The 21,222-nt window shown below is 43.1% G+C and carries 10 protein-coding genes; 9 read left to right on the forward strand and 1 reads right to left on the reverse strand.

Translation table 11 applies throughout. The features are described 5' to 3' along the window. Positions 1-104 precede the first annotated feature (104 nt). The 5 genes from FTD44_RS10680 (at position 105) to FTD44_RS10700 (ending at position 14,654) form a co-directional block, all read left to right on the forward strand. Positions 105-6,515, forward strand: coding sequence for a gliding motility-associated C-terminal domain-containing protein (locus tag FTD44_RS10680; RefSeq protein WP_222166432.1), 6,411 nt, complete (start codon positions 105-107; stop codon positions 6,513-6,515). A 649-nt stretch (positions 6,516-7,164) separates the two neighbouring features. Continuing rightward, complete coding sequence (locus tag FTD44_RS10685; RefSeq protein ID WP_222166433.1) at positions 7,165-11,211, forward strand: gliding motility-associated C-terminal domain-containing protein; 4,047 nt, start codon at positions 7,165-7,167, stop codon at positions 11,209-11,211. A gap of 597 nt (positions 11,212-11,808) precedes the next feature. Beyond that, positions 11,809-12,744: an ABC transporter ATP-binding protein gene (locus tag FTD44_RS10690; RefSeq protein WP_222166434.1), complete on the forward strand. Its 936-nt coding sequence runs from the start codon at positions 11,809-11,811 to the stop codon at positions 12,742-12,744. A gap of 24 nt (positions 12,745-12,768) precedes the next feature. Then, on the forward strand, positions 12,769-14,061 hold the full coding sequence (locus FTD44_RS10695) for an ABC transporter permease (protein ID WP_129021466.1): 1,293 nt from the start codon (positions 12,769-12,771) through the stop codon (positions 14,059-14,061). 65 nt (positions 14,062-14,126) lie between these two features. Next, complete coding sequence (locus tag FTD44_RS10700; protein ID WP_202616051.1) at positions 14,127-14,654, forward strand: 3-hydroxyanthranilate 3,4-dioxygenase; 528 nt, start codon at positions 14,127-14,129, stop codon at positions 14,652-14,654. A 356-nt stretch (positions 14,655-15,010) separates the two neighbouring features. Here FTD44_RS10700 and FTD44_RS10705 read toward each other — a convergent pair whose 3' ends face one another. Next, complete coding sequence (locus FTD44_RS10705) at positions 15,011-15,400, reverse strand: hypothetical protein (protein ID WP_222166435.1); 390 nt, start codon at positions 15,398-15,400, stop codon at positions 15,011-15,013. Between the two features lie 537 nt (positions 15,401-15,937). On the opposite strand from FTD44_RS10705, the gene FTD44_RS10710 reads away from it, so the two are divergent. The 4 genes from FTD44_RS10710 to FTD44_RS10725 are packed head-to-tail and all read left to right on the forward strand — an operon-like array spanning position 15,938 to position 21,153. Further along, positions 15,938-16,366, forward strand: coding sequence for a very short patch repair endonuclease (locus tag FTD44_RS10710; protein WP_222166436.1), 429 nt, complete (start codon positions 15,938-15,940; stop codon positions 16,364-16,366). Continuing rightward, positions 16,356-17,606, forward strand: a complete 1,251-nt coding sequence (locus FTD44_RS10715; protein ID WP_222166437.1) for a DNA cytosine methyltransferase — start codon at positions 16,356-16,358, stop codon at positions 17,604-17,606. Before FTD44_RS10710 ends, FTD44_RS10715 begins: the two co-directional genes overlap by 11 nt. Continuing rightward, the gene (locus tag FTD44_RS10720; protein WP_222166438.1) at positions 17,603-19,762 is read left to right on the forward strand and encodes an ATP-binding protein; all 2,160 of its coding nucleotides are present in this window, start codon (positions 17,603-17,605) and stop codon (positions 19,760-19,762) included. The genes FTD44_RS10715 and FTD44_RS10720 overlap by 4 nt, the downstream gene beginning before the upstream one ends. A gap of 11 nt (positions 19,763-19,773) precedes the next feature. After that, on the forward strand, positions 19,774-21,153 hold the full coding sequence (locus FTD44_RS10725; RefSeq protein WP_222166439.1) for a hypothetical protein: 1,380 nt from the start codon (positions 19,774-19,776) through the stop codon (positions 21,151-21,153). Positions 21,154-21,222 lie beyond the last annotated feature (69 nt).

Below are 21,222 nucleotides of genomic sequence, written 5' to 3' on the forward strand. Positions count from 1 at the left end.
CTTAACGCAAACATAATTGACATTGCTATATATGTGTTGTAAATTTATAGAACTTTAACATATTAAGGTTTTAACATTTTTTTTCAACTACATTTTACAGGGGTATGGCAAAGCATCTACATTTACTAGTATTGTTTTGCCTGGTATGTTTTTCTTCTAAGGCACAACTAGGCATGACGGTTACGGACACAACAGTTTGTAAGACAACAACATTTTCAGTTTGCGCGACACCACCGGCCAGCACATTGCCAAACATCGACATGGATGATAAATTCTCATCAGCGATCAGCATTGGCTTTCCATTTACATTTTACGGCCAAACGTTTACGCAACTGGTAATTTCAGACAACAATTTTATCTCCTTTAATACCAGTCTGGCAGGACAGGTAAGCCTGTTTAAGTACCAGGATGCCTTAGGTGCCGGTCAACTGGATAATGTGATTATGTTTCCTTTCCAGGATCTGAACCCTTCTAACAGCAATGGTATAATTCGTTATAAAACCATTGGCAGTGCACCAAACAGGAAGTTTATCATTGAGTTTTGTAATGTTGGATACTATAGTTGTAACAGTATTACGGCTACCGATCAGCTGATACTGAGCGAGGGTACGAATACTATTGAGATGCATATTGCACAGAAACAGGAATGTGCAACCTGGCCAATCGGTACTTCGGTTGGAAAGGGAGTACAGGGAGTACGGGCTACCTCAAATGCAACTGCGGTATTTGCAGCGGGCAGGGGCCCTGCAAGTACAACCTGGACTGCATCCGGAGAAGGTATGCGTTTTACGCCATCCGGCAGTTCAAGCTACACTGTAAGCAATATCGGCTATAATCAGGAACCTTTCTTTAACCCTGGCGGAACATTTGCCTGGTATGCCCAGGGCAGCAGTACGCCATTTGCAACGACCAACTGTGTCAGTATTACGACGAATCCGGCTGTAAATTATTATGTGGCGGTGTATACCGGTACGATCGGCTGTAATTCCAGTGTTACCATGACGGCGCAGGATACCGTATTTGTACATCATAATAATATCACTGCAACCAAAACGCTGACCTACTGCCAGGCAGCATTACCCGTAACATGGAATGGCTTGACCATTCCTGCAGGTACTACCAGTCAGAATAACTTTGGTACCGTACTGGTCACCGGAGGCACCTGCGATACTACATTTACAGTAAACCTGAATATTATCCCGGCAGTTACTCCTGCTTTTACGCAGGTAGATACGATTTGTTATCTTGCCGCTTTAGCGCCACTCCCAACCACTTCCAATAACGGAGTCAGCGGTACCTGGAGTCCGGCAATCAATAATACTGCGACCACTACTTATACTTTTACTCCAAATGCCGGCACCTGTGCGGTACCTGTGACGATGACCATAGCAGTGAAACCAAATGTGCAACCATTTTTTACACAGCTGGGGCCATTCTGTATCGGAGCGACTATTCCACCTTTGCCGACCACAGACCTGAGCGGAACGATCAGCGGCTACTGGACACCGTCTCCTGTAAGCAATACTGTTTCTGATCTATATACATTTCATCCGACTTCTCAGCAATGTGCGCTTACCTTCCCGATGTTCATACAGATCAATAATAATACGGTACCTACCTTTAACCAGGTAGATCCTATTTGTATCGGCGGACCATTAGGAGCATTGCCAACCACCTCTACCAATAATATACATGGTAGCTGGAGTCCGGCTATGAATAACCAGGCGACTACTACCTATACATTTACACCGGACGCGGGACAATGTGCAGTACCTACTACTATGACCGTACAGGTATTGCCCATCCTGGAGCCTACATTTACACAGGTACCTCCTGTATGTCTCGGTGGTGTGCTGGGACCTTTGCCGACAACTTCCAATAATGGATTTGGCGGTACCTGGAGCCCGGCCCCTAACAGTGGTGCTACAACTACCTATACCTTTACGCCGAATCCGGGACAGTGTGCCGATACTGCAACGATGACTATTGTGGTATTACCCAATACAATCACACCTACCTTCAATGCCATTCCACCGGTTTGTTATGGCAGCACAACTAATCCGCTACCTCCAACCTCTACAAACGGCATTAACGGAGGCTGGAGTCCGGCCTGGAATAATACAGCAACCACAACTTATACCTTTATACCTGAGCCCGGACAATGTGCCATCAATACCACAATGACTGTGACGGTAAACAGTGTAACGCCAACCTTTGCACCGATACCTGCGGTATGTTACGGTGCGCCTAATCCACTGCAGTCGACTTCTACCAATGGTATCAGTGGTACCTGGAGTCCTGCCTGGAATAATGCAGCAACCACTACTTATACCTTTACCGCTAATCCGGGACAATGTGCCATAGGAAATGTAAGCCTTACGGTAGTTGTAAACAGTACTACTCCGTCATTTACACAGGTAGGACCTATATGCCAGGGGGCTACTGTAGCTCCGTTGCCTACAACCTCCAACAATGGTATCACCGGTACCTGGAGTCCTGCGGCGATCAACAACAACACGACTACTACATACACCTTTACTCCAACAGCGGGACAATGTGCTGCCACTGCTACGATGACGATTGTCGTAAACAGTGCAACACCATTATTTACGCAGGTGCCTGCTATCTGTGCGGGCGCACCGCTGGCGGCATTGCCTACAACGTCCAACAATGGTATCACCGGTACCTGGAGCCCGGCTATAAACAACAACACTACAACGACCTATACCTTTACCCCAACTGCCGGACAGTGTGCTGCTGCTACAACCATGACCATTACGGTAAATCCGGTTGTGGTGCCACAGTTTGCACAGGAACCTTCAGTGTGTCTGGGTACCAAGATCAATCCGATACCCACTACCTCTCTGAATGGTGTACATGGTACCTGGAGCCCGGTAGCCAACAGTAATGTAACTACTACCTATACGTTTACCCCTAATGCCGGACAGTGTGCTACTACGACCACTATGACCATCGTAGTGAACCCGATTGTGAACCCTGTATTTACACAAGTGGCTCCGATCTGTGCAGGCAGCACTTTAAATCCATTACCGACTACAGCCAACAACGGTATTACCGGTAGCTGGAGTCCGGCTATAAACAATACGGCGACAACAACCTATACCTTTATCCCGGATACTACACAATGTGCCAATCCTGCCCAGATGACCATTACGGTAAATCCTCTGATTACACCGGCTTTTACCCAGGTCAATTCAATCTGTGCCGGCGCAACACTGAGTCCTTTGCCTACAACGTCTACGAATGGTATCAATGGTACCTGGGCGCCTGCACTGAACAATGCAGCGACCACTACGTATACGTTTACACCAACAGCCGGACAGTGTGCTACCACAACAACCATGACCATTGCCGTAAATAATAATACAGCACCTACCTTTACGCAAGTAGCACCTGTATGTGCGGGAGCGACTTTAAGTCCTTTACCAACGACGTCTACTAATAGCATTACCGGTACCTGGTCACCAGCGCTGAATAATACAGCGACCACTACCTATACCTTTACACCAACAGCCGGTCAATGTGCGAATACCACAACGATGACCATTACGGTAAACCCGATCGTTACCCCAACGTTTACAGCAGTCGGACCGGTATGTGCGGGTACTTCATTGGGAGCCTTACCTACTACGTCTAATAATGGCATCAGCGGTACATGGTCACCGGCACTGAACAATACCACGACTACTACGTATACGTTCACGCCAACAGCAGGACAGTGCGCTGCTACTACTACGATGACTATTACGGCAAATCCTCTGGTGGCACCGGCCTTTACCCAGGTCAATTCAATCTGTGCCGGCGCAACTTTGAGTCCTTTGCCGACAACGTCTACGAATGGTGTCAGCGGCACATGGGCACCAGCACTGAATAATACGGCGACCACTACCTATACTTTTACGCCAACTGCAGGTCAATGTGCCAGCACTGCAACCATGACGATTGCTGTAAATAATAATACAGCACCTACCTTTACGCAAGTAGCACCTGTATGTGCGGGAGCGACTTTAAGTCCTTTACCAACGACATCTACTAATAGCATTACCGGTACCTGGGCACCAGCGCTGAATAATACAGCGACCACTACCTATACCTTTACACCAACAGCAGGTCAATGTGCGACGACCACAACGATGACCATTACGGTAAATCCGGTCGTTACACCGACGTTTACTGCGGTTGGGCCGGTATGTTCGGGAGCTGCACTGAGCGCCTTACCTACAACATCTACCAACGGTGTTAGCGGTACCTGGGCACCAGCACTGAACAATACAGCGACCACAACCTATACATTTACACCAGCTGCTGGACAGTGTGCGACAACTACAACGATGACCATTACGGTAAATCCGAATGTTGCTCCTGCGTTTACACAAGTAGCTCCAATCTGTTCGGGAGGCGTCTTGAGTGCCTTACCTACCACATCTACCAATGGTATCAGCGGTACCTGGGCACCGGCACTGAACAATACAACGACTACTACGTATACCTTCACGCCAACTGCAGGACAGTGCGCTGCTACTGCAACGATGACCATTACGGTGAACCCTAACCTGGCACCGGCATTCACTCAGGTGGCACCGATCTGTAGCGGAGGTACGTTAAATGCCTTGCCTATAACATCGACTAATGGTATCAGCGGTACATGGGCACCTGCACTGAATAATACGGCTACAACTACCTATACGTTCACACCAACAGCAGGTCAATGTGCGAATACCACAACCATGACCATCACGGTAAACCCAATCGTTACACCAACATTTACAGCAGTTGGGCCGGTATGTGCCGGTACTTCTTTAAGTGCCTTACCAGCCACTTCCCTGAATGGTATTAACGGTAGCTGGAGTCCGGCCATCAATAATATGGCGACCACAACCTATACATTCACACCGGCTGCGGGACAATGTGCCATCAGTACCACAATGACGATTGTGATCACTCCAAGTACGACACCTGCTTTTGTACAGGTAAATCCGATCTGTAGTGGTGCACCGCTTGCTGCTTTACCTACGGTTTCGACCAACGGTATCAGTGGTAGCTGGAGCCCTGCTATCAATAATACAACTACAACTACTTATACGTTTACTCCTGCTGCCGGCCAGTGTGCCTTACCGACAACCATGACGATTACTGTAAATCCGAATGTAATACCGGTATTTACGCCAGTTGGACCGGTTTGTGCAGGAACGCCAATCAGTCCCTTAGCTACCACATCTACTAACGGAGTAACCGGAACATGGTCTCCGGCCATAAACAATATGGCTACTACAACCTACACCTTTACTCCTGTTAGCAACGGACAATGTTCTGGCAGTACCACCATGACCATTGTCATTAATCCATACCTGACGGGCACACGTAATGTATCTATGTGCGAAGGCGGTAGTTATACCTTTAACGGTCTTGTCTACACCGCTTCTGTAAACGGCGTTAAGGATACTATTCCTAATCAGAATACCTGTGACAGTATCATCACCCTGAACCTGAATGTATATCCGAAAACATATGGTACCCAAACGGCAACCATCTGCCAGGGCAATACTTATGTATTCAACGGAGTGAGCTATACTACATCCAACAGCACGGCGAAAGATACACTGGTCAACAGTCATGGCTGTGACAGTATTGTTACGCTGAACTTAACGGTAGTGCCGGTTAACCCGATCAGCGCTACTTATAATCTGACAGGATGTGGTACTGTATACTTCAACGGACAACCTTATAACAACAATGCAGTGGTACACGATACTTTGCATACTCAATTGGGTTGTGACAGTCTGTACCGCACCACAAACATTACGGTGTATCCGGAATACCACTACGGACAAACGATCGATACTATAGCCTGTGGTAAACTGGTATATGATGGGGTTACTTACACGGAAAGTGTTACCATAAAAGATACCTTATATACCATACATGGTTGTGACAGTGTGATCAATAACATTAATATACAGATCGTCAATTTTGAATTACAGGCGACCGTAACACCAGAAGATCCTTATGAAGGCGAAGAAGTACATATTCAGACTTCAGGCAACATGCCATATGCTGTAATTTCCTGGACACCGTTCTCCTTCTTTAGCGATCAGACGGCATTGTCGCAAACCTTTACAGCCACAACCGGACAGCATGTAATCATTACCGGGGTAGGTCCGGGAGGTTGTCGCGATACCGCTGTGGTGGACTTTAAAGTAAGACCTTACCAACCGGAGATTATGATCCCGAATGCCTTTACACCAAACGGTGATGGACAAAACGATGTGTTCATGCCGGTGCTGAGCATTGATAGAGGATACCAGTTAACAGACTTCAGAATATTCAACCGCTGGGGCCAGTTACTGTTCTCTACATCACATGTCAATATAGGCTGGGACGGTACCTTTAAAGGAGCGCTGCAAAGCCAGGATGTATACTTCTACGCAGTAACTATTGTGCTGATGGATGGTACGAAGAAATTCTATAAAGGAGATGTAACGCTGCTCAGATAAATTAATCTTTAAAAAATAAAAGGGCCCTGTGAGAACGGGGCCCTTTTATTTAACATTTACGGAGTGTCCGCCTAAAGGAAACAAAGACTAGCATTATGATTTAAGTAGCTTATATATTTATTGCTACCTTTTGCCTTGATGCAAAAGGTACCGCCAAAAAATCAAGGCTGTATAAATCCCTGGCTAAAAATCAATGTGTCGGTCGGTCGCAAACGCAAACTCGCTGCGCTCAGACAGTGGTTTGCGACTTTATCGACCGAGTCAATGATTTTATTAACGCCGGATTTATAATGCCATTTTGAGCGATCTGTATGGTACGGATCACTTATTGTTTTCATTACAGCGATAGCCATTTTGGAGTGGAGCTGCGATCGTTGAGCAGCGAACGCGTTACACGTTAAGCTCAAACGATCAGTGCACGCAACGGTACAAAATGGCGGTGCTTTGCAATCGCCTTGATGAAAACAAAGGCATTTTTGGTCCTTTTGTTGCCGGACACAAGGACGAATGAAATAATTGACTACATGCGGATATGCAGTTAACATTTTTTAACCTGCATAACGCATTGATACACCTCAAAAATGCTTTCTTTTTTAACATATTATAATATCTTTATAGAATATAAAAGTGTAAAAATACCCTTCCATATATGACAAAACGCTGCTATGGTATATTCTGGATACTGCTATTGATATGCAGCTTTACCGTCCATGCCCAGATGGATATTACGATCAGTGATACGACTGTATGTAAGGCCACCACATTTAATGTTTGTGCGGCAACCCCTTCCAGTACCTTATCCAATATCAGTTTTGATGATGAGTTCTCTACGGTGATCAATATAGGTTTTCCTTTCAATTTTTACGGGCAAAACTATAGTCAGTGTGTTATTTCAGACAATAACTTCATTTCTTTCAATACAGCACTTGCCGGTCAGCACAGTGACTATGTATATGCCAGCGCAGAGACAGCGGGAGAACTGAATAATGTGATCATGTTCCCATTCCAGGACCTGAATGTAGCTACTTACCCGGCCAGTACGATCCGGTATATGACTACGGGCAAAGCCCCGAACAGGCGATTTGTGGTTGAGTTCTGCAGGGTAGGGTATTACCAGTGCACCAGTATGGAGACGATCAATCAATTGATCTTATATGAGACCAGCAATGTGATTGAAATGCACATCAATAAAAAACAAAATTGTACCAGCTGGCCCAGTACTACCGCCTTAGGTAAAGGAGTGCAGGGAGTAAGGGGAATGACTAGTGCATCGGGGGTATTTATTGCCGGCAGGGGGCCAACCAGTGCCGCCTGGACCGTAACCGTACCAGAAGCACAACGATTCACTCCATCGGGTAGTACCTATACCACCAGCAGTATTAGCTATGCACCGGTACTATTCTTCAATGCAGGCGGTAGCTATACCTGGTATAAAGGCAATAGTACTACACCATATGCTAACACAAACTGTGTGTCCATTACCACTGATACGGCAACGGATTATTATATAGCCAAATACACGGGTACTATAGGCTGTAACTCTACAACAGTCACTACCTTGTATGATACACTGAATATAAATTACCTGAATCCGTATGTACCCATTACGCTTTCCTATTGCAGCAATCAGCTACCTGTAACATGGAATGGGCTTACAATTCCTGCCGGAACTACAACACAGTCTAATTATGATACGATCAATGTAACCGGAGCCAATATATGTGATACCAATTTTGTCATCAACCTGAATATCCAGCAGGCCGTTACACCGGCATTTACACCGGTGGCACCGATCTGTAGCGGAGGTGCTCTGGCGGCATTGCCCACAACTGCTACTAACGGTATTAGCGGTACCTGGAGTCCGGCTTTGAATAATACGGCAACCACCACCTATACTTTTACCCCGAGCGCAGGCTCCTGTGCGACAACAGCAAGCATGACTGTTACGGTGAACCCGAATGTAACACCAACATTTACACAAGTCGCACCCATCTGTGCGGGAGGTACATTGGCGGCTCTGCCGACTACGTCCACTAATAACATTACCGGTACCTGGAGTCCGGCATTAAACAATACGGCAACCACAACCTATACCTTTACCCCGAGCGCAGGCTCCTGTGCGACAACAGCGAGCATGACTGTTACGGTAAACCCGAATATAACGCCAACCTTTACACAGGTAGCACCCATCTGTGCCGGAGGCACATTAAGTGCATTACCCACTACTTCATTGAACGGATATACCGGTACCTGGAGTCCGGCATTGAACAATAATGCGACCACGACGTATACCTTTACGCCGACGGCGGGACTATGCGCTACAACCGCAAGTATGACCATTATCGTCAACCCGAATGTCACGCCCACGTTCACACAAGTAGCACAGGTATGTGCCGGAACGGCAGCATCACCATTAGTCAATACCTCCACCAACGGAATCAGTGGTACCTGGGCACCAGCCTGGAATAACGCCACCACCACTACCTATACCTTTACGCCGAATGCCGGTTTATGTGCGACCAGCACCACAATGACGGTGACCGTCAATCCGAATATTAACCCAACCTTTACCCAGGTACCACCGGTATGTGTGGGTACGACTTTAGCACCCTTGCCGACTACCTCGCTGAACGGATATACCGGCACCTGGAGCCCGGCATTGAACAATACGGTAACCACAACGTATACCTTTACCCCAACAGCGGGACAATGCACTACTACAGCGACGATGACGATACAGATCAACAATAATATACTACCTGCATTTACACAGGTGGCACCGATCTGTTCCGGAGCTACATTGAATGCATTGCCGGTAACCTCAACAAACGGAATCAACGGCACATGGGCTCCTGCATTGAATAATACCGCAACTACAACCTATACATTCACGCCATCGGCCGGACAGTGTGCAATACCGGCGACTATGACAATAGTAGTGAATCCTATTCTGATACCCGTGTTTACGCAAGTGGGACCGATCTGTTCCGGAGCGGCACTTGCAGCATTGCCTCTCAGCTCCACCAATGGGATCAGCGGCACCTGGACACCTGTATTGAACAATACTGCTACCACTACCTATACCTTTACGCCCAATGCCGGTCAGTGTGCCAATAGCACAACTATGACCATTACGGTGAATCCGAATACGACACCTACATTCACACCCGTGGCACCCATCTGTGCCGGAGCTGCTCTGAATGCATTGCCCACGATTTCTAATAATGGGATCAGCGGTACATGGACACCTGCTATTAATAATACCGTAACCACTACCTATACGTTTACCCCCGTAGCCGGTGTATGCGCCACCACTGCGACGATGACTATTGTGGTGAATCCGCCAACCGTTCCGGCATTTACCCAGATACCACCGGTATGTATCAATACGCCATTGGCTACATTGCCAACTACGTCAAATAACAGCATTAGTGGCACCTGGAGCCCGGCTATCAATAATACAGCAACCACAACATATACTTTCACTCCGACTGCAGGACAATGTGCTACCACCACAACCATGACTATTGTCATCAAGCCATACCTTACGGGTAACCGGAATGTGCATATTTGTGAAGGGAATAGCTACACGTTTAATGGCATTACCTATACTGCATCTGTAAGCGGGGTCAAAGACACCATACCGAATGCCAATGCCTGCGACAGTATCATCACCCTGAACCTGGCAGTCCATTCCAAAACTTATGGCATACAGCAAGCCACAATCTGTGCCGGTAACAGCTATACGTTTAACGGCATTGTGTATACCACTCCGAATAATACCGCAAAGGACACCTTGATCAATGCCAATGGCTGTGACAGTATTGTTACCCTTAACCTGAATGTCGTACCGGTAAACCCGGTAACTGCTAGTCAGTCACTGACCAGCTGCGGCAGCATTATCTTTAACGGTGTTACCTATACCGGCAATGCAACCGTACAGGATACCCTACATACCATATATGGCTGCGATAGCATATATCGTACTACTCAGCTTACGGTATATCCCGAATACCATATCACCCAGATTATTGATACCACCAGTTGTGCTAATTTTGTGTACAATGGAGTGACCTATACCCAGGATGCACTGGTGAAAGATACCTTCAAAACATCGCATGGCTGCGACAGTACGATCCGGGATATCAATATCCGTATCGTACATTTTGATCTGCAGGCCAGCATCAATCTGGACAATCCTTATGAAGGGCAGGAGGTGACGATCAGCACCCACAGTGCAGACGGACAACCGTACTCGATATATTCCTGGACACCGGCCAGCGCCTTTTCCGATCAGCAAAGTCTCTCCCAGAGTTTTAAAGCAACAACTGGCATGACGGTGATCATTTCCGGCACCAGTGAAGAGGGCTGTACCGATACCGCTAAAGTAAGCTTTGCCGTAAGGCCATACCGTCCTGAGGTTATGATGCCTAATGCCTTTACGCCTAACGGAGATGGGATTAATGATGTTTTCATGCCGGTCCTGGCTATAGACGATGGTTACCAGCTGACCGATTTCAGAATTGTGAACCGCTGGGGACAATTACTCTTTTCTACTGCACATGTCAATATTGGCTGGGATGGTACCTTCAAAGGACAGCTTCAGAGCCAGGATGTGTATTGCTACCTCGTCACGATTGTATTCCTGGATGGCTCTACCAAAACATTCAAGGGAGATGTAACGCTGTTGCGATAAAGCTGAAAATATATTTAACTGCCTATCCGCATGTAGTCAGCTATTTTATTCGTCCTTTTGTCGGGCAACAAAAGGATTAAAATATTGCTGTTTTTCTATTGACACTCCGTCATTTCGAGTACAGCGCAGCGGCGTCGAGAAATTTCCCTTTCCCTGTACAAATGAGATATCTCCATTCCGCTCCGCTTCAGTCGATATGACGAAGCGATCCGTACCATACAGATCGCTCAAAACAGCCTTATAAATCCGGCGTTCATAAAATCGTTGGCTCGGCGTCGACACATTGATTTTCAGCCAGTGATTTGTGCAGCCTTGATTTTTTGGTGCTACCTTAAATGGTTGCAATAATCAAATGGAAGCTAAAGAATAAGGGAAGTCCTTATTTACTAAAAGTGTATACGTAACAATATTCAAGGCCCTGTCTTATAGGCAGGGCCTTGTTATACAAGGGATACTGCCAATCAATGTAAATCCAAAAAGGGTGAAATATGAGGGGATATATTTTCATTGCCATCTCCGTTTAAAAATTCTCCGCTATCTTTGAGTGATTGCCATCGCGCAATAAGATTTATTCTGTACACTAAGGATTTACGCATAATGCAAGACAACAACATTTTACTTTCTGTTCGTAACCTGAGCAAATCGTACGCTGCACATAAGGCTGTAGACGACATTAGTTTTGATATTGAACGTGGCAGCATCTTCGGATTGCTGGGACCGAACGGGGCAGGGAAGAGCACCCTCCTGCGCATGATCACCGGTATCTTTTACCCGGATTCCGGCTCCATTACCCTGGACGGAGAGCCGTTTGAAGGATTGAAAAATACAGCCATGATCGGCTATATGCCCGAGGAGCGTGGCTTATATAAAAAAATGAAAGTAGGGGAGCACATTCTCTACCTGGCACAGCTGAAAGGCCTGAGCAAAGAAGAGGCTATTAAGCGGGCCAAATACTGGATCGAGCGCCTGGAGATGGGCAGCTGGTGGAACAAAAAGGTGGAAGACCTGAGTAAAGGGATGAGCCAGAAACTGCAGTTCGTTGCTACGGTAATTCATGAGCCGAAACTCCTGATCCTGGACGAACCGTTTAGCGGACTGGACCCGGTTAATGCAGAGGTGATCAAAAATGAGATCTTCCGCCTGGCCAAAGAAGGGACCACCATTATCTTCAGTACCCACCGTATGGAGCAGGTAGAAGAGATCTGCGACAAGATCGTACTCATCAACCTCGGACACAAACTGCTCGACGGTAGCGTATACCAGATAAAACAGGATTATAAAGAACATATCTTCAACCTGCACCTGTCTCAACCCGCGCAGACGGTACCAGCAGATATTACCGTGCTGGATCGCAAGGAAAATACCTTACGTTTCCAGTTACCGGCAGAGCGTTCGGCCAATGATGTGTTACTGCATTACATCCAGCAGCAGAACAATATCCTGGCATTTCAGGAGCACCTGCCTTCACTGAACGAGATCTTTATACGCCTGGTTGGTACTACACCGACAGCCCGTCCTTTTGACAGCAATTAAGTTTCCCTTTAAACAATACTTCCAATGAAAACAGGAATCATTATAAAACGCGAATACCTGACCCGTGTCAAGAAACGCTCTTTTATCATTACCACCTTATTATTACCCTTATTATTCATCGGTTTCAGTGCACTGACCACTTACCTGACCGTAAAGAGCTCCAGCGCAAAAACCGTTAAGATTGTTGATGACAGCCATCACTTCGTCAATAAAATAAAATCAACCAAGAATATTGCTTTCGAATTCAGTCTTAGTCCGCTCGATTCCCTGAAGAACCAGTTAAAAGCAGGGGAGTTCGATGCTCTGGTATATGTGCCGGCATTCGACATCCAACAGAAACAGACGGTAAATATTTTCAGTAACGAGCAACTCGGTATCGAAGTAGAAAACGAACTGTCTGATCAGATGAATGATCAGTTGCGTAACGAACGCCTGCAAAGCGCGGGTATCAATCAGCAGCAGTATGAAGCCGCAAGCCGCTCCACACTTACATTTGAAAACAAAGTAGGGCAGGAGGAGAAAAAATCTAACTCTGCTATTGCCAGTGGGATCTCTACCGTATCCGGCTTCCTTTTATACTTCTTTATGCTCCTTTATGGCATGAGTGTGATGCGCAGTGTGATGGAAGAAAAAACCAATCGCATTGCAGAGATCATCATCAGCTCTGTAAAACCATTCCAGCTCATGATGGGTAAGATTGTAGGCGTAGCCCTGGTAGGACTCACACAGGTATTGATCTGGGTTGTATTCCTGGGCGTAATCTTTATCGGATTCGGATCTATGATGACCGGAAAGATCGATGCACAGCAGGCTACACAGATCGCACAAGCTGCACAGGGTAGCGGTAAGGCCGAAATGATGCAGATGATCAGTACCACACTGGGTGGCATCAACTGGTTCAGTATTGCAGGCTGGTTTATCTTTTATTTCCTGGGCGGATACTTCCTGTACGCAGCATTGTTTGCAGCAGTGGGTAGCCTGGTAAACGAAGATCAGCAGGATGCACAGCAGTTTACCACCATCATTACGTTACCGATTATCTTCAGCTTTATCCTGATGACTGCAGTGATCAAAGACCCCAACAGTGGTATGGCCGTATTTGGCAGTATCTTCCCGCTGACCTCACCGATTGTGATGATGGCGCGTATACCGTTTGGCGTACCGACCTGGCAGTTGCTCACCTCCGCAGCCTGTCTGGTACTGGGTTTCATCGGTACCACCGCAATGGCCGGAAAGATCTACCGTACCGGTATCCTGATGTATGGTAAGAAAGTAACCTTTAAGGAAGTGGGCAAATGGATTTTCCGTAAAGGATAAACGGAAATATAAAAAAAGCATTACCTTTAAGCATTCAATATTCATAAAGCATACCTAAAGATATTATGGCTATACAGCGTCCCTTTAACCTGAACAAATGGATCGATGAACACCGTCACCTGCTGAAACCACCGGTAGGTAATCAGCAAGTGTACAAGCAGGTAGATGATTTTATCGTAATGGTCGTAGGAGGCCCCAACAGCCGTAAAGACTTTCACTACAACGAAACAGAAGAGCTGTTTTATCAGCTGGAAGGCGATGTAGTGGTACGCATCATTGAAGACGGAAAGATCGTACCTATTGAAATTAAGGAAGGGGATATGTTCCTGCTGCCGGCACGTGTACCACACTCACCGCAGCGCGGACCCAATACAGTAGGCCTGGTAATTGAACGCGTTCGTCCCGATACCATGCTCGATTCTTTTGCCTGGTATTGCGAGAACTGTTCTCATAAGTTATACGAAGAATTCCTGCCGGTAGCCGATATCGTAACGCAGTTACCGCCGGTAATGAATGCCTTTTATGCAGACGAAGCAAAACGTACCTGCACAGAGTGTGGCACCATTATGGAGCCGCCACAGAAACTGGCATAATCAAAAATATTGCCTCGAAAAAAATATGCTGCAGAGCCGTAAAACGTTCCTGTGGCATATTTTTTTGCGTCCGATATCGTACCCTGAGGACATCGAAGGGTGCTATCGCTGTGATGAAAACAAGAAAGCGATCCGTACCGTACAGATCGCTTAGGATGGCCTTATAAATCCGGCGTTACGAAACAGTCTTTTTCACGCATAACAGACTTTATCCTCCTCGTCATTTCGAGCACAGCGTAGCGACGTCGGGAAATCTCCTCATTTAATTACCATAAGAGCAAAAGGTAGCAATCAGACACCGGGAAATGAATTTAAAATGTTTCTAAAGGGGAGCCTTCTATATTATGTTAAGTAGCTTACTTGAACATAAATACCATCACCTGTTCATCACCTTCCAATTTGCGCTCCCGGATAATAATCCCTTCCGCTTTAGGATATTTCTGCTTGACCTGCAGTGTAACTGTATCAATCGGTTTCTTAGGTACGCGACCTTGTCGCAGTAGTTTTACCAGCTCCGCATCAGCTTTGAAAGAATCCACCACCACAAAAGCATCTTCAGGCTCTTCGTGTATATACACCCAAAGCTCATTAGATTCAATCAGGGCAGATACACCAATAGTCACCACAGCAGATTTCAGTGCAGGCTTCTGCGCATACAACACTGTAGTGCCGCACAGGAACAAAAATGAAAAGAATACAGACTTCATACCACACAATAATACAACAAAAGGTGAGTTTAATCTCATAATGAAAAAGTAAAATTGGAAATAGTAAGCAGGAGCTTTTAGAAACAGCACTGAGATGTAGTTAGAGGTGGCTGTAGGGCAATACAGAAGATTAGCGTATGGAAAGGTATAGGAGTGGTGTTTTATAATTCATTACTTAACATAATGTAAATTATAGGACAAGGAGTGGAAATAATATTAATGCTGTATAATTAAACACCCATACAGAGAAATATAAGAGTTTGCCAGCTTCCCTATAATGTGTATTTTACAGCTGTAAAAATAATTAAATTTGCCCTTATTAATTTTTTGAATTTTCGAAATAATTACGAAAATGTTGCTTACAAAGTACAACAAATGTAGCCTAGTTAACAATGCAATGGAAAATGCTCTTACATCTTAATCATGAATAGTTGAATTGTATTTGTATATATGAAACTGTTATTAAATGAGAATCTGGGAGTAAAAATAACAAGTAAAAAAAACGGATAAAAAAACAGTATATTTCACGTTTTTGTACCTGAAATATATTTTAATTTTATTACTGGAGACTTACATATGGCCGATGTACACTCTAAAGAGATAAGAAGTTTTAATATGAGCCGCATAAAGGGCAAGGATACCAAACCTGAAATGCTGGTGCGTAAATTTTTGTTTTCGAAAGGATTACGCTATAAACTGCATGATAAAACGCTACCGGGTAAACCAGACATAGTTTTTCCTAAGTACAAAACAGTGCTGTTTATACATGGTTGTTTCTGGCATGGGCACGAAGGTTGCAAATATTATGTGGTACCTAAAACAAAAACAGAATGGTGGCTTACCAAAATAAATGGCAATATCCGAAAGGATGCAGATAGTATTGCGAGGCTACAGCAACTGGGCTGGAAAGTAATAGTAGTGTGGGAATGTGAGCTTAAGCCCGGTAAGCTGGATGACACATTACAAAATCTAATGAAAACGTTTAAACAAAACAATGAGTCTTAAATATATTGATCTGTTTGCCGGTGCCGGTGGTTTGTCCGAGGGATTTATCCGTGCGGGCTTTAAACCTGTGGCCCATGTGGAAATGGATAAAGCAGCGTGCTATACACTGCAAACCCGTGTAGCATATCATTATCTGAAATCAGAAAACCGCTTTTCAGAATATGTTTCTTACCTTAAAGGAGAGATATCAAGAAAAGAACTTTATAGTAGAATACCTGCAGAGTTCCTGGGCTCTGTTATTAATCTTCCTGTTGGTGCTGAAAATAATCCTGCTATTCATAAAGCTATAGAAAAACAGTTAAAAGACGAAGAAGTTGATTTAATTATTGGTGGCCCACCCTGCCAGGCTTACTCGTTAGCTGGACGTGCGCGTTCAAAGAACGGGATGAAAGGAGACAAGAGAAATTACCTGTATGTACAATATGGGAAATACCTGGAAAGATATAAACCCAAAATGTTTGTATTTGAAAATGTCCTGGGCCTGTTATCTGCCGGAAAAGGTGTTTATCTCGAAAATATGAGAAAGCTTTTTCTTAAAAAAGGCTATGATATGAAGGTGTTCCGGTTAGAGGCCAATGATTTTGGGGTTTTACAAAACAGAAAACGTATTATTATAATTGGCTGGAAAAGTGAGCTGGATATAGAAGTGCCAGATCTTGAAATGGTTAAGATGGCTACAGCTCATACAGTACAATCTCTGTTCAACGATCTGCCTAAAATACAGGCAGGAGAAGGTAGTAGATATCTTAATTATAGTTCAAAAACCAACGAGTACCTTTCAGGGAAAGCAATACGCAATGGTATAGACATTCTTACACAGCATATTGCTCGTCCTCATACAGATCAGGATAAAGAGATATATCGTATTGCAGTACAAAAATGGAATACCGAAAAAGCCCGGTTAAATTATAACGATCTGCCGGAAAAATTAAAGACACACCAAAACAGGAGTTCATTTTTTGACAGGTTTAAAGTAGTGGCACCAAATGAACCTTTTTCGCAGACTGTGGTTGCACATATTGCCAAGGATGGTCATTATTATATACATCCCGATATAGAACAAAATCGTTCAATTACGATTCGTGAAGCCGCAAGGTTACAATCTTTCCCGGATGATTACTTTTTTGAAGGTGTAAAAGATGGCATTAACCGTACTCCTGCATTTAAACAAATAGGCAATGCTGTACCTCCATTAATGGCATATGAGATTGCAAATAAAGTGAGAGAAATATTATTATGACAGATTCTAAAAAACATAACATAAAAGCCAAGAGTCATATCCTAAGCCTATTGGGTGATGAACTTATAGGTAGTGATAGCCTCGCTATTTTTGAGTTAGTGAAAAATGCTTATGATGCCGATGCTGAAAATGTTACTGTCGAATTTATAGACTTAAATCAGGAAAATCAGCAAATAATCATTGAGGACGACGGACATGGTATGAATAATTCCGTTATTCAAGATGTATGGTTGACTATTGGCACAGACTTTAAAAGAGGCAAAAACAGAAAGGAAAGTGAAAAGTATAAAAGAGTTTCATTTGGTAACAAAGGTGTTGGACGGCTAGCTGTTCATAAATTGGCCAAAAAAATTACTCTTGAAACACAGGCAGAAGGTGAGGCTCTCGCTAGTCGTCTGATAATTGATTGGGCTGAATTAATAGCATCAAAAGAATTTATCCAAGAGCTAGAAGTAAATATACAAACGGTTTCAGGAATATCTTTCCCCAAGGGTAAAGGCACAAGAATTATTTTAGATAATCTGACAACAAAAAGGTGGACAAAGAAGGCACTGAAAGACTTAGTAAGAAAAATAGAAAATATTAAAAATCCTTTTACACCTAATCCGGATTTTAATATTAAAATTAAAGCAAACGATTTTCATCAGGAATGGATAAACGAGGTAGCTGGTACTACGAATATATTAAACGACAGCCTTTATAAATTCTCTTTTAAGGTTAAAGTTAGCAGCGAAAACCCTGATGATTTTGCAAAATTCATATGGCTTTATTATTTTAATCCACCTGTGCAAATAAAGGTTGATAAGAGAATATCAAGAAACAGAGAAACTACTGATTTTCACATTGGGGAGTTATTTAAGGAAATTGATGGTGAAGAGGATTATTGTATGTTTCTGAGAAATAAAGACCTAAAAGGAATAGGTACTTTCAAAGGAAATTTTTTTGTGTTTAATCAAAGCTCTGTTATATTAAAACAGAATTTCGGAGGACAGGTTAATGCAGTAAAACAGTTTATCAAAGAAAATTCAGGCGTTAAAATATTTCGTGATAATATAAGAGTATATAATTACGGAGAACCTTATGATGACTGGCTTGGACTTGATTTAGATAAAATACAAAGAACTGGAGATCACTTTGGAAAAAAAGTAACCGTAGGAGCTATTGAATTGGATTTGAAAAGCAGTAACGAAGGTTTAGTTGAAAAAACAAACCGGGAAGGCTTTACTGATAATGAAACCTATAATCGCTTCCATCTTTTAACCAAAGAAGTCTATAATTTTTTTGAAAGAGAGGCAGAGAGGGATAAAGATTTAGTTGAAGAGTATATTCAGGGAACAAGGCCAATAAAAAAAGTAGGTTTTAGCGAAACTATAAAAGAGCTTGAAGAGAAAATTAAAGATAAGAATCTTGAAAAAGAACTAAAGCCTCTGCTAACCCGTGTTGATAAAGACTATACAGAAATGCGCGATATAATGGTGAACTCTGGTATGACCGGATTGAACTTAGGTATAGCCTTTCATGAAGTTGACAGAGAAATAAGATTTATTAATGCAGACCTAAATGCCGATCATATAGACATAAACGGAGTAAAAGATAAAGTTAGAAATTTGATTCAGATTCTCGAAAGTTTATCGCCTATCCTAAGGCAAAATAAACCTGCGTTATCTTCTGCTAAGAAAATTCTGGAAATAGCCAAAAGACGTAATGAGAACAGATTTGCTTATCACAAAATAATTTTTTCTTGTCCTGTATTGACCGGAGAAAACGAAGACTTCAATGTTAAAGTACCTACGAATCTTCTGATATCTGCTGTTTCCAATCTAATAGATAATGCCATATATTGGGCAAGATCAAAGCGGGATCAGCAACGAAACGACAAATCCTATAAGCCTGCGATTTATATAGGAACTGATCTCTATACATTTGAAGGCCCCGCTATTATTGTATGTGATAACGGCCCTGGTTTTTCAGTAGAGCCGGAATACCTTACTCAACCTTTTAAAACCAAAAAAGAAGGAGGCATGGGATTAGGTTTGTATTTTGCTGATCTTGTAATGAATATGATTGGCGGCAAACTTATCTTTCCTGATGCATCCGACCTCGAAATTCCTGCAGCATATAATGGAGCTTGTATTGTTTTAGTATTCCCCAAATAAACCAGAAAAAAATGTTAGAAAAGCAAAATAAAATAATCATCGTTGATAATATAAAGGAACAATTAGAAATACTTGGAAAATCATTTTTTGAAAATGGTTTAGGCTGTCGTACTTTTTTATATGATCCCACCTACGATGAGCCATTAAAAAATGTGAGAATTGCCTTTTTTGATATCAACCTAACTGAAATAGCGGTAGACACAGCATATGATTCTGATGAAGATATTTTAAAACATAATTCTAGTGTCTTTAATGCATTAGCAGATGCAATAAATCTTTATATAGCAAAAGATAATGGTCCTTATGTTTTAATTTTCTGGACCGCAAATAAAAAAGTGGTTAATGCATTTAAGCTTTTCATGCAAGACGACGAAAGAGGCTTCAAAGATACAGCATCGCCCATTCTTATAGAGAGTATTGACAAAGCTGAATATAACATTGATGGTAGCGGTAAAAATTTAGCCGAAACTGTACTTGAAATGCTTAATGCAGACAATAGGATAAAGTTTTTATTTGATCTGGAAGATAACGCACGTATTGCAGGCGAAAATACACTCAATAGACTATATAGTATTTTGCCTAAAAGTGATAAATGGGGAGAAAGCATACAAGTGTTTGAAAATTTGGATAAAGTTTTATCAAAAATTGCAGCTTCAGCTTTAGGTTTTCAGCACGCAAAAGAAAACCCTAAAAAAGCAGTGTATGAGGGTTTAATGCCTGTGGTGAATTATGAATTTTTAAATAGTGAAAGTTCATTGGACTGGAATCAAATAGTTAAACAATTAAATGGGGCCACTAAAGTTGGTGACCTGGTAAGCCCAGATAATGAAATTCAGAATAAAGTAAATACTTTTTATCATATAGAAGACTTCAACGGTCATTCAAAGGATGTTCGTGGTTGCTTATTAGAGATTGACAAAGCTGTTCATGCTACATTGGATTCGTTCAATATTGCTGATATTGACGTTTGGATAACCAAATTATTGGCAATTAAGGAAGGTAATGCAACACATCAAGCCAGAAAAACTTCTATTTTACAAAATTCAAAATTAATTGCAGTTGAAATTAGTGCTGCATGTGACTATTCAAATAAAAAAGAGAGAATCAATAAGTATATTTTGGGTGTATTAACTTCAAATTTGAATTCAAACATTGAACTTGATTTAAATTTAAAAAGCAGGCCAGAAGCTTGTTATCACCTAGGAGGATGCAGTTTCAATCACAATGGCTCTAATTATCATATTTGGCTTAATCTTAATTATGTTTTTGGAGCAAAACCAGATGATCCTCGTTTGGGGCAGCCATTGTTTATTTTAAAGAAGGAAATAATGGATATGCTTGGTAATAAATATGCGAGTCACATCTCCAGAATTGGCATAACAAGCTTTTAAACATCGTAATAATCTATCTTCAGCGGGATATCCGCTGCTATCCCTCACGCACTCAAAATAAGTAAAGCC

This window comes from Edaphocola aurantiacus (assembly GCF_019797745.1).
In the GTDB taxonomy this organism is placed as follows: Bacteria; Bacteroidota; Bacteroidia; order Chitinophagales; family Chitinophagaceae; genus Edaphocola; species Edaphocola aurantiacus.